This is a genomic window from Paenibacillus sp. LS1 (genome assembly GCF_026013365.1).
Taxonomy (GTDB): Bacteria; Bacillota; Bacilli; order Paenibacillales; family Paenibacillaceae; genus Paenibacillus.
Window position 1 is genome coordinate 165,157 of the sequence record NZ_JAPDOE010000008.1, and the last position, 12,244, is coordinate 177,400.

Genomic DNA, 12,244 nt, shown 5'->3' on the forward strand with positions numbered 1-12,244 from the left:
GATCCTGACAATACCTTGGAACAGAGCAAGGAGGAATACGCTTCATGAAAAAAAGTTACAGGCCAGCCACGATGTGGACGCTGGCTTGTTTTACAGTGGTATCGGTGGTGCTGGTTGTCCCCTGGATTATGTGGCAATCCCAGGCCCCGGTTCCGCTTAACATCATGATTATAGACAAGAGCAGACCGGACGAGTCCCACCAGGGACACAAGGGATTGGTCTGGCTTCTGAATCAGCAAAAGATCGTACAGCAAACCGGGGAACACTATTCCTATGAAGAGGATTATTACGGCTATGATCTTCAGGACGGCCTTCCTCAGATGAAACGATTATTGCCTGATGAGGTGACGGACACGGATCTGATCTATCTGACAGCGAATCGGAGTAGTCTGTCTGCACACAAGAATGAACGGAAACAAGACGGAGTCTATGAAGGACTAACAATATATGATGTGCAGAAGATTCGCGAGGCTGCTTATAAAGGCGTAACGATTGTCGCCGAATACAGCGCATTGGCGAATACAGCTTCCAAGATGACAAGGGAGCAGCTATACCCGATCTTGGGCGTGAACAGTAGCGGTTGGCAGGGCAAATCGGTATCTAATCTGCAAAGTATAGAAGAAGTACCTCGTTGGGTACGGGCGAACTATGAGCAGCGGGAGAAGAAGAAATGGCCTTATCACGGAGCTGGTATGCTGCTGGTTCATGTGGATGGACAGGTTATGGTGCTGGAGAAAGGCCCGGATGTGAAGACAGGCAATTTACAGATTGCATTTACACCGGAAGGCAGGGATTGGAGCGGCATAACCCAGGATATACATTATAGTGGCTGGTTCGATATCATTGTACCGCAAGAGAAGAACTCCATACTGGCTTGGTATAAGACGGATCTGACGGAGACAGGCGAGCAGAAGCTGGTGGATGTAGGGATTCCCGCGGAATTTGCTGCACTTGTCCGATATGACGACTATAATCGGTCGTATTACATGGCAGGCTCCTTTGGAGAGATGAAGCACTATTCTTTCTGGCGCCGAATCCGAGGATGGGAGGTCGTCAGGTCCAAGCTTACGCCTGATCAGAAAGAGATTCCTGACATGTTCTACTGGAAGGTGTACGTGCCCGTGATGAAGCATATTCTAGAGGAAGTGCAGGATGATCGCCAGCAATGGCGGTAGAGTGGGTGTAAAGAAAAACGTTCGGATGAAGCAGACAGTGAAAGACCGTTCTACTGGAATGAGGAACGGGAGATGTACATATTAGAGAAGCGCGTAGATGTTAGGGGCAGGAGTTTTGAGCGGAGCACGATATGTATCAGGTGGAAATCGAATTGCAATGTGTAATGCGATGCCGCTATGGCATCATGAACTGCATGAACTGAAGTAACATATATGTGGCAGGCTCTAACGAACGTAGCACGTCTTATTCGGCCTAATTGGGTACGTTGGTAGATGTAACGAACCACAGACAAGTTAAATGACGGAATATGCTCAGTTTGCCTGTCCCACTGCCAGTTTTCTGCGAAATAGAACGTGTGGAGTTCGTTAGATATTGTTATTCGCTCTAATTGGCGTTATAGCGTGTCCTGGGTTCGTTAGATTTCGATCAGAGGAAGAAATCGTAAAGAACACAATACGATGAAAGATGAATTCAAAGTTAATGTGTTAAAAGTATTTGGCGTAACTTTAACATTATTACTGTCGAATTTATGGGATGTACCAGTACACGAAAACGTAAAAAGGACTGCAGCGAATCTGCAGTCCTTTTTTATGATACAACGCGTGCGTACTAGTTTTCGTGAAGATGCCGGAGTCCGTGCAGGAATGCGGATACGGTCAGACGTAGACTTTCGTCTGGATCAAAGTTCATGCCGAAGCCACCTTGTGCCTCGATGGAGGCAAACCCATGGCAGAGGCTGCGCAATCCACGAACGGCATGCAATGCTTCCGCTTCGGTTAGCGGGTAGGGCTGCAAGCTGTGCAGCAGCAACTCCAGCGTGGCTGTGCTGGCCGCGGCGAGCTGTGGCTCCTCGCGGTCCGGGGCATGAAATGAGGCTTCGTAGAGCCCAGGGTGCTCACGAACGAAGCCAATGTATGCCGCAGCGATGGCCTGAATGGCATCATCGCCAGTGCGGTCAGCGATAGCCGCAGTTAATGCGCGGCTAAGCTGTTGTACGGACATCAGCGCCATTTCCTGGCGAAGCCCGGGCAGTCCGCTGATGTGGTTGTAGAGCGACGGCGAGCGCACATCCAGCCGCTGGGCGAGTGCGGCCAGTGTCAGCGCCTGAAAGCCGTCACTGTCAGCAAGCTGGGTAGCGGCGCTAAGCAGAGCGCCGCGATCCAGCCCTTGCCGGGGGCTCACAGCTGCCCCCCGGCGAGACCAAGCCGCTGCTGTGCATCAGCGGCTGCCGCGCGCATGGCTGCCGCGGGCTGGCGCAGCATCCGACCGTGGCCTACAGCCAGCACGGACGGTTCCAGCTCCGCCAGGCGCTTCGCGCTGGCCAGAGCCGTTTCGCGGTTCCACGTCGCCAGCGCGGGGAACGGGAAGAGCGGGCGCACGCGGCCGGATACAGCGAGGCCGCCTTGCAGCTGATACGCGTCGCCGGCGATGAGCACGCGGCTGCGCGTATCCATGAAGGCCATATGCCCCGGCGTATGGCCTGGTGAGGCAATGGCGACCAGTGAACCAATCTGGTCACCGTCATCCAGCAAGTGGTCCGGCTGGGTGCGCACCGCTTGGGGTTTGGGCACACCGCCGCGTACCGGGGTCTGTGGTTCACCTGAAAGCAGGGAGGTGTCTCCCGCCAATAACCGGGCATCCCGTCTGGAGATGAAGAACTCCGCTTCAGGTAGCGCTTCTTTGAGACCATCCAGTGCACCAATATGGTCGCTATGCGCGTGAGTCAGAATAATTTTGGTAATGGGTTTGCCAAGGGACTGGGCAGATGCCAGAATCCCCTTCAGACTGAACGGCATTCCGGCATCAATCAGGGTTAATCCATCCTTCTCTTCAACAAGATATACGTTCACAGGGAAGAGCTTCGGAAGGAATGTAACTTGGACGACATCAAACTCTCGGGTAATGCGCATCGATAAATCCTCCTTAAAACTAATGATATTAGTATAATAACTAATGGCATTAGTTTTAGCAATACCTATGGTTCATTTTGTTTCAATAAAAAAAATTTTAAATAATGATGCACTTTACAAAAAAAGCGTTTTCAAAATGGGGATTACCGATTATAATAATCACGTAAGCCCTTTCATATGTCTATCTTATTGGAGCCCTTCGCTTAGCGAAAGGCTCACTTTTTTGTTCTTTTTGGGTTAAAATGCAGATGGAATGTGAATCCTGGCTTAATTGTATACAGAGCTGTAAGTATTGGTATAACAGGAAAAATCACGTTTGGTCTCCAGCTTGGGTGAAAGTTGACAAACATAACTGTTATTCATATAATGACAGTTATACTTACCTTGGGTTGAAGTTCATCGGTGTTGTATACCGGGAAGGGAGTAAGTTATGAACAGCGAATTTACCATAGCGGTGCATTGTCTTGTTTTTTTATCGATGAGAGATGAGTGTATGGCCAATAGTGAGGATTTGTCCCAAAGTGTGGGTACGCACCCGGCCAGAGTCCGTAAGGTACTTAGTGTTCTGCGCAAGCATGGTTACCTGACAACCAAGGAAGGTGCTCATGGTGGGTACTTGCTTAGCCGTCCAAGTGAAGAGATCAAGCTTGGAGAATTGTACAGACTGGTAGCTGGTGGTTCGCTCGGTCCGAACTGGTGCTCAGGGGAGTCTGGTTCATCGTGCGTGGTATCTTCCAATATGCAGGATGTGATGGGGAACATTTATAACGGAGGCGAAGAGGCGCTCAGCGCTTATTTTGACCGTATATCTATCCAGGATGTGAAGCAGCGTATAGGTCATGGGGAAGAATGCACTTTGTCGTTGAATGGATTGCATACGAATGAGAAGTCCTGACGATTCCACAACCAATGGTCCTTCATGATATGGCCTTGGTTTAGTCAGGCAGGGTGGGCAGGTTATGGCATGGGCGTATGCTCCGGTGAAAGATCAATTGATGGTTCCAGGCGATTCCGGGCATAACGTGAACACAGATGGGGAGAGATCGTCTGCGCTGATGTTATTTTCGGAAGGTAAGTACTTGGTGGAGTTAACTTCAAGATTGCCTTGCGAACGTAAAAGAAGAACAAACAAAAAAAGAGTTTGGGGAGTGGAACACATGTCAGGCATTGAAAAAAATGAAACACTTCGCGTCATTAGCGAACGCCATGCTGTCAAAAAGTACGAAAAAGGTTTTGTATTGCCTGAAGCTGATCTGAATGCGATCTTGACAGCGGCTTCTGAAGCACCATCTTCATGGAACCTGCAACACTGGAGATTCCTCGTGATTGAATCCGAAGCAGACAAAGCGAAATTGTTGCCAGTTGCTTACGGCCAAAGTCAAATCACAGATAGTTCAGTTACGATTGCTGTTCTTGGTGATCTGGAAGCGAACCGTAACACGGTAATCTACGATCAAGCTGTTGAAGCAGGTGCATTGACTGCTGAGATTCGTGACGCATTGGTTGGACAGATCAACGGTGCTTACCAAAGCGCGCAAACAGCTCGCGATGAAGCGATCCGTAACGCATCCTTTGCTTCCCAGAACATTATGCTTGCTGCACGTTCCCTGGGTTACGACACTTGCCCAATCGGTGGATACAATCCACAACAACTGATCGAAACATTCAACATTCCTGCACGTTTCGTGCCAACGTTGTTGATCACTGTAGGTAAAGCTGCACAGCCAGCCCACCCGTCAGGACGTTTCTCATTGTCCGAGGTTGTTGTTAAGGGTTCTTTCTAAGTTAAAAGTACATCTGATGATTGCATCAGTGATATAGGTATACAAACAGCCGCACTTTCCTGTTGAGGGAAGGTGCGGCTGTTTGGCATATTGGAGTTTGTGCGGAAAAGGCCATTCATTGGGACTCCAATAGATCGGATTCCACCATGGAATGATTACTTCTCAGGTGTTTCAGGGATTTGCGGAGCATGGAATGATTCCAGATACTCGATTGCGTTATACATCATAACAGCTGCTTCGGCACGGGTAATCGTTTGTTTGGGATGGAAGTTGCCATCGGCATCCAGTGCATTAATTTTGAGAACGAGTGAACGTTGAATAGCACCTTGATACTCAGGGGTAAGTTCCTGTTCGTCGGCAATGTCCACAGGTTTGATTTTAATCATCGGCAGATCGCCTTTGGCCTCGATGCCTTGCATCAGGAACAACGTGTATTGTTCACGAGTGAGCGCTTTGGATGGATCGATATCCTGTGACATTTGAATTCCATTAAATTGGGCGCGGATAAATGCATCACTGTACCATACGCCATCTTTTACATTAGAGAAGTAGTCACTTGGCAACGGCTGTTTGATAAAACGAATCGTGTCCAGATTCAGATTCAGTCCATCTGCAATCAGTTGAATGCCCTGAGAGGTATTTAACTCCAGTTCAGGCTTGAACAAGCTGCCGCTCACGCCTTTGATGAATCCATCCTGATGGAGAGATTCAATTTTGTCTGCTCCTGCAATACCTTGAATATCCGTGAATTGGGCCTGCGCAGCGTGGATTGGAACTGCACTTAGAGAAAGCGTGAGCAGAGCTCCCGCAGTTAATGTAGCAAGAATATTTTTCTTCATTTCGAATTCGCCTCACTTTTCCAGGAATGATCCCTTTATATAAAAGTTATTTGCCCCTATAGACGACCCTTCTGTTCAAAAGGTTGCTGTAATTTCCCAATAGAATGGACGACAACAATTTTGAAAGAGGTAAGTGAAGCACTGTGAAGGCACTGCCTCTAACCTTTGGATTTATTTCGATAATCCGTGGGGGAACGGCCCATCATTTTGCTAAACAGACGGGAGAAGTAGTACGGGTCCTTGAATCCAAGCTCGGAACTGATCTGCTTGACGGTCCAATCGGTAAAATCCAGATAGCGGCAGGAATGCTGGATCTTAAGCCGCAGGAAATAATCGATGGGTGAATGCCCGGTAGCTTGTTTGAACAACTGAGAGTAATGGGGGACAGACAGCCGGGCGTGTGCTGCCAGTTCCTTAAGGGTGATTCCGTTCTCCAGGTGCTCCAGCATATATTGAACAGATTGTTCAGCCGCACGTTTACTGCTCACGACCCCACCATCTGTCCCTGTCGTCTCCGGTCCATAAGCGAGCATACCAAGCATATAACTGATAATCTGGGAGGCATATGTCATCGTCTGCATGGAGTAACCCGTCTCTAACGCGCCGTAACATTCATGAAAAAGCTCTAGCCATTTTTGAGCCTTGGCCGGTGGCATGGTAGTAATATGATGGGCTAACAAGGGTTCTATGTAGGATAAAGCGTGTTGCCCGCGCAGATGAATCCAGAAGATGCTCCATGGTTCTGCTGCGTTGGCTCCGTACACATGAGGAACATGTGCAGGCAATATGACGAGATTTCCCGGGCGGACATCATATGTCTTGCCGCCATCCATCGTATACCAGCCTGTGCCTTGGGCACAGTACATCAGAATGTGTGATTCACAACCATCGGGACGGTCACGGTAATGATGTTCTGCTTCGTGAAAGTAACCGATATCGGTAACGTATAACCCGGACGTGACTGGAGAAGCTGCAGTTTCTTGCAGCAGCGGGTCCGGAAGTACAATGAGTTTTTGCATACGAAATCCGTCAGATTTACGCTGTAGGGGTGGTCTGTTGTTAGGTCTCATACTTTGTATTATGGTGAGAGGGGATAAGCGAGTCAATGACAGATATGAGAGCGCTCACTGGGGTTATACTCGATTTAGAAAGCCACGTTACAGGAAGTGAAGCAGTTGCTCGTGAATTGGGTAAGTACATACCAGTGGGAAGAATCAGACCAATGAATATATAGGATAAGGGAGAGATTAGATATGGAAACAGTCACAAACCAGGAAACGCTTTTCTATACAGGCACGTATGCTTCAGCAGATGAACCAGGAATATTCCTATGTGCGTTGAATGCGGATACAGGAGAGATGCGAATCGTCAATCAGATGGAGGGCGTGAGCAACCCTTCATATCTGGCGCTATGTCCGGATGGGAATTGTCTGTATGTGGCGAGTGAGACGGAAGAGGGAGAAGTGCTGGTCTATCGCAGAGATGCGGCAACGAGTGAGCTGCACCTGATGGATCGAAAGCAGACCAGAGGGGCTTCTCCATGTTATGTGTCTGTCTCCAAGGATGGTCAGTGGGTGTTCTCATCCAACTATAGCAGTGGCAGTGTCAATGTATTCCCGGTAGGCGATCAGGGGACGCTCGGTGAGATGAGTGCATGGGTGGAGCACACGGGAAGTGGAATCAACGAAGAACGCCAGGAAGGGCCGCATGCGCACTCCATCCAGCCAGATCCGTCTGGACAGTATGCTGTCGTATGTGACCTCGGTCTGGATCAGATCATTGTGTATCGGTTGGAAGAGGGACGTCTGGTTACCCATCGTGAGACGGATCAGCGACCAGGCGCAGGGCCAAGGCATCTTGTGTTCCATCCCAACTCGAAGTGGGCTTATGTAATCAATGAATTGGACAACACGGTTACGGCATTCCTGTACGATGAGCGTAGAGGGGAATTCACTGCGGTGCAGCACATTTCTACACTTCCAGAGGGGCATAAAGGAGAGGGTACGGCTGCGGACATCCGTGTATCTCCATGTGGTCGTTTCCTGTATGCATCCAATCGGGGAGATGACAGCATCGTGCTCTATCATATTGATCAGGAGAGCGGTGAGTTGGAAGCGGTAGAATGGACGTCCACCATTGGGCAGACACCGCGTAACTTCAATATTTTGCCGGGCGGGATTCTATTGGTGGCGAATCAGGACAGCAATAACCTCGTAAGTTTCCAGATCAGTGAAGAAGACGGACGTCTGACGCATAACGGGTTCAAGCTGGAACTGCCTCGTCCGGTATGTATTGCGCCTGTGGTATAAGTTGTAATACGGTGAAGTAAACATGGAATATTACATCTGAAAAGTGGTCTATAAGCTGTGAAATCATGAGGAAACACATGGTTTTACAGCTTTTTTTAGTCTTTTTATACAATTAACTTGAAAATAGTGGCAATTATCACATTTTTTTATTGACCATTGTTCGAACGTTCATTATGATCAGAATATATGGTGATAAAACCTAAAATCTGGATGTTGCACGAAGGGTGGTGCTTTCCTTGGAACCTGCAAATTCAATTCGGGAGCAATTAACCCAGTTTATTGATAAGAACAGCATGACGCTCTCCCGATTCTCGGAAGTATCTGGCATGAATACAGGAACAATTAGTCGTATTTTACATGGGAATCGTCCCATATCCGTGAGTCAATTGATTGCGATCTCATCAGGAATGGGCGTGGCAGCAGATCATTTTTTTGCCGACTATGTGGAAGAGTGTTTCGCTTATTCCGTATCCATGCGGCGGATCAGACCGTTTATTCTCCGAAGTGCGGAGCTGAATAGGCTGGACTGCATTGAGCAGATTCTTCATCGGCTATTGGACGACCTGGATTATGCGACAGAACTATTTGAGATGGCAGAACAGTTATTTGAACGAAATCAGCGGTCTGCGGCGGCATTGTTATATAAGAGTGTGAGTGAAGTCGAGAAATATCAGCATTCCGAACGACTTGCGATGTGTCACTATCGGTTGTTTTTAATTGCACAAGGAGAAAACTTGGAGGAAAATCTAAGGACGGCTATCTTGTTCGAGCCCTATGTTGACCGGTTGGATGAAGGATACCAATTGGATGCGTTGAAACATTTGATTCATGTGTTTATGGCAGTTCATAAATGGATCAAGGTTAGTGAGCTTTCTCACAAAATGCTGCTCTTAGCCCAGATACAGTATGAGGCAAGTAACAACCGTAAACGTAAGAATCAGGAGATGAAACGGACAGAGCGACCACTGTACTTTTATATATTGTACTCCTGGTTGATCCAATCCACAGTATATGAGGAGCACAGGGACTATGTCCGAGCACTCGACTTTGTGAAGTTATATGCTGACGGACAAAGATGGGTGAAAGAGGACGATGAAGAATCCCGTCGTATATTGAAGCAGTTTGAAGAGTGGGCTGTGGCTAATACGTATCTCTATCGTTTAATGTCTGGCGAAGTTGAAGTCATTCCCGATTATGCAGACTATATTGAGGGACGTAAAGACGAAATCTTCATGGCCCTTCGATATATAGTACAAGCTGCAAATAAATTTGGCGTAAACATTGATCACATTTTAGATCGTTTCTCTGACTATATCCCCTTACGCACATACAAGACTGAATTTGGGGAGTACAATCATTCAATTATGGGTGAGACTTACGCACAGTTTTTAAGTGATTTAGGAGTATATAGTCTTACAAAACATCGTCATGATGCAATTAATCTAATTTTGGAAGGTTTGCATTTTTCAGTTAAAATAAATAGTGATAGGAATATTATTACGTGCATGACCCTGTTTGAGCAATACAGGGATCGGGCCGATTCAGTTGCAAAACAAAAATTCAAATTATTATCAAGCGAGGTGCAGCGGATCAATGCAGAAAAAAGTGTCGCTTTTGTTGATTCTGTGTAGTGTTTTAATCGTGATGAACCCTATAATCTATACTTTGATGGGACATGGAGCGGGTGGCGGCTGATTGTAGTAGTAAATGAAAATCGTGTATTCAAGGGGTTTAAACAGCATTCTCAAATTAATTGAGAGTGCTGTTTTTTTATATAGAATATATAATCTACATCATATTTTTCTGTTAATTACTAAATTAGACCTATAGATGGAATTATATGTTTAATTTAAAATGAATATATTAAAGCGCTTACATATAAGATGGCGCTACAAGGGCATCGGGCTTACCAATACAATTGGGGAGGCAATTGTTTATGGGAAATCGATCATCATTGTGGAAGCGCACATTACGTACAGCCGGAGTATCGCTGCTGAGTTCCGCGTTACTGGTCACTTCGCTTGGCTTGGGCAACACGCAGGTAACACATGCAGCGGGAGCAAGGCAGATGGAATATCTGGATCGCGGTGTGGTGGCTGTGAAGACCGGGACAGGTGTGTTTGTCAGTTGGCGGCTTCTGGGAACGGAAGGATCGAATGTATCGTTTAATGTCTATCGGGATGGAACCAAGGTGAACGCTACGCCCATAACAAACAGCACCAACCTTCAGGATGCAAGCGGGACAAGCAGTTCCAAATATACAGTTCGCGCTGTCGTGAGTGAAACGGAGCAGGCTGCTTCAGCGGCAGCAAGCGTATGGGGCAATAACTATCTATCTGTACCGCTCAGTGTACCCGCAGGTGGGACAACGCCCGATGGAGTAGCCTACACCTACAGTGCTAATGACGCCAGTGCAGGTGACCTGGATGGTGATGGTGAGTATGAATTGATTGTGAAGTGGGACCCCTCCAACTCCAAGGATAACTCCCAGAGTGGTTATACCGGAGAAGTGTTTATCGATGCCTACAAATTAAATGGAACACGCCTCTGGCGGATTAGTCTGGGCAAAAATATCCGTGCAGGTGCTCACTACACCCAGTTCATGGTGTACGATCTCGACGGTGACGGCAAAGCCGAAATTGCGATGAAAACAGCCGATGGTACCAAGGATGGTACTGGCGTGGTCATCGGGGATGCAAGCAAGGATTACCGCAATTCCAGCGGTTATGTATTGTCTGGCCCCGAATTCCTGACAGTTTTCAATGGGCAGACTGGCAAAGCGCTCTCCACGGTGAACTATGAACCAGCGCGTGGCAATGTGTCCGACTGGGGAGATAACTACGGCAACCGGGTGGACCGATTCCTTGCCGCCATTGCTTATCTCGATGGGGAGCGTCCAAGTCTGGTCATGGCGCGTGGGTACTACACCCGCACAGTGCTCGTGGCTTATAACTGGCGAAATGGACAGCTGACCAAACAATGGACGTTTGATTCCAATACCTCCGGTAACTCGGGTTATGCCGGGCAGGGCAATCATAATCTGAGCGTGGCGGACGTGGATGGGGACGGGAAGGATGAGATCATCTATGGCGCCATGGCGGTGGATGATAACGGCAAAGGATTGTACACGACAGGACTTCATCATGGCGATGCCATGCATCTGAGTGACCTGGACCCGGACCGTCCTGGACTTGAGGTGTTTCAGGTTCATGAGACGCCATCCAATGCGGGAGTGGAGTTTCGGGATGCAGGTACAGGCCAGTTAATCTGGGGTGTCAAAACAACGAAGGATATTGGACGCGGCATGGCGGCAGATATTGATCCAAGATATAAAGGCACCGAAGTGTGGGCAGACGGCAGTCTGTACACAGCCAAAGGGCAGAAGCTTGGGACAACCCTACCTTCCTCCACGAATTTTGGGATCTGGTGGGATGGTGATTTACTCCGTGAACTTTTGGACAGCAACCGAATCGACAAGTGGAATTATGCCAATAGCACAACGGTGAACCTGCTTACTGCATCCGGCGTTTCTTCCAATAACGGAACCAAGTCTACGCCGAATCTCCAGGCCGATCTGTTTGGGGACTGGAGAGAGGAAGTCGTGTGGCGGACGAATGACAGTTCGGCGCTGCGGATCTACACCACAACAGCAGTGACGGACAAACGCATCTATACGCTGATGCATGATCCGGTGTACCGTCTTGGCGTCGCTTGGCAAAATGTAGCCTACAATCAACCGCCGCACACTGGCTTTTATCTGGGGGAAGGCATGAGCACACCGCCGGTACCCAATATCCGGTATGCGGGCAGATGAGGAATGGACAAGGTGTGGCCGTCCAAATTCCGTTCATGTTTACAATAGACAGCGAAGTGTAGGATTCGCTGAAGGGAACAACGGACGATGGTTCGTTGTTCCTCTTTTTTTTGCCAATAGCGCAGAAATCCGGTAAAAATCGGAAAAAACGTTTGACAGGTATATAGACTGCCTTTATTATACGTATATAACTTACTAAACAGGTAGGAATAATAAAAATGAATCTGTTTTCATCGTGAAAACGGTCATTTTACAGACAGATGCAACCATGCAACCTGAACAGAATAACGTTCTCACCGTATAGACGGAGGAACACCGCAGCGCATCATTTCCGTATGAAGCATACACAGCCCAGGGGCTGGCATGACTTTATGAGGGAGAAGTGCGCGGGGGTTCCTCCGTCTTCTTATTT

The 12,244-nt window shown here is 48.0% G+C and carries 10 protein-coding genes; 6 read left to right on the forward strand and 4 right to left on the reverse strand.

All coding sequences use genetic code 11. The annotated features are described in order from the left end of the window. Positions 1–44 precede the first annotated feature (44 nt). Positions 45–1,175, forward strand: coding sequence for a hypothetical protein (locus tag OM416_RS23685; protein WP_264933613.1), 1,131 nt, complete (start codon positions 45–47; stop codon positions 1,173–1,175). A gap of 610 nt (positions 1,176–1,785) precedes the next feature. Here OM416_RS23685 and OM416_RS23690 read toward each other — a convergent pair. Both OM416_RS23690 and OM416_RS23695 read right to left on the reverse strand, forming a co-directional pair. After that, positions 1,786–2,358: a TetR/AcrR family transcriptional regulator gene (locus OM416_RS23690; RefSeq protein WP_264933614.1), complete on the reverse strand. Its 573-nt coding sequence runs from the start codon at positions 2,356–2,358 to the stop codon at positions 1,786–1,788. Next, positions 2,355–3,086 carry an MBL fold metallo-hydrolase gene (locus OM416_RS23695; RefSeq protein ID WP_264933616.1) on the reverse strand — a complete coding sequence of 244 codons (732 nt, stop codon included), beginning with the start codon at positions 3,084–3,086 and terminating at the stop codon, positions 2,355–2,357. Before OM416_RS23695 ends, OM416_RS23690 begins: the two co-directional genes overlap by 4 nt. A gap of 430 nt (positions 3,087–3,516) precedes the next feature. On the opposite strand from OM416_RS23695, the gene OM416_RS23700 reads away from it, so the two are divergent. Next, entirely contained in the window at positions 3,517–3,981 is a 465-nt protein-coding gene (locus tag OM416_RS23700; protein ID WP_264933618.1) for an RrF2 family transcriptional regulator, read from the forward strand. Positions 3,982–4,243: 262 nt separating this feature from the next. After that, the gene (locus tag OM416_RS23705) at positions 4,244–4,870 is read left to right on the forward strand and encodes a nitroreductase family protein (RefSeq protein ID WP_169480937.1); all 627 of its coding nucleotides are present in this window, start codon (positions 4,244–4,246) and stop codon (positions 4,868–4,870) included. A 155-nt stretch (positions 4,871–5,025) separates the two neighbouring features. Here the strand turns inward: OM416_RS23705 and OM416_RS23710 are convergent, their stop codons facing one another. Together OM416_RS23710 and OM416_RS23715 are read right to left on the reverse strand one after the other, a co-directional pair. Then, entirely contained in the window at positions 5,026–5,709 is a 684-nt protein-coding gene (locus tag OM416_RS23710) for an S-layer homology domain-containing protein (protein WP_264933620.1), read from the reverse strand. Positions 5,710–5,867: 158 nt separating this feature from the next. Next, entirely contained in the window at positions 5,868–6,728 is an 861-nt protein-coding gene (locus tag OM416_RS23715; RefSeq protein WP_264933622.1) for an AraC family transcriptional regulator, read from the reverse strand. Between the two features lie 234 nt (positions 6,729–6,962). Between OM416_RS23715 and OM416_RS23720 the strand changes: the two genes are divergently transcribed. The 3 genes from OM416_RS23720 to OM416_RS23730 all read left to right on the forward strand — a co-directional run bounded on the left by OM416_RS23720 (position 6,963) and on the right by OM416_RS23730 (position 11,832). Next, positions 6,963–8,018 carry a lactonase family protein gene (locus OM416_RS23720; RefSeq protein ID WP_264933624.1) on the forward strand — a complete coding sequence of 352 codons (1,056 nt, stop codon included), beginning with the start codon at positions 6,963–6,965 and terminating at the stop codon, positions 8,016–8,018. A 236-nt stretch (positions 8,019–8,254) separates the two neighbouring features. Further along, a complete protein-coding gene (locus OM416_RS23725; RefSeq protein ID WP_264933626.1) occupies positions 8,255–9,649 on the forward strand; it encodes a helix-turn-helix domain-containing protein in 1,395 nt (464 codons plus the stop codon). A 305-nt stretch (positions 9,650–9,954) separates the two neighbouring features. Beyond that, positions 9,955–11,832 carry a rhamnogalacturonan lyase gene (locus OM416_RS23730; protein WP_319951928.1) on the forward strand — a complete coding sequence of 626 codons (1,878 nt, stop codon included), beginning with the start codon at positions 9,955–9,957 and terminating at the stop codon, positions 11,830–11,832. Positions 11,833–12,244 lie beyond the last annotated feature (412 nt).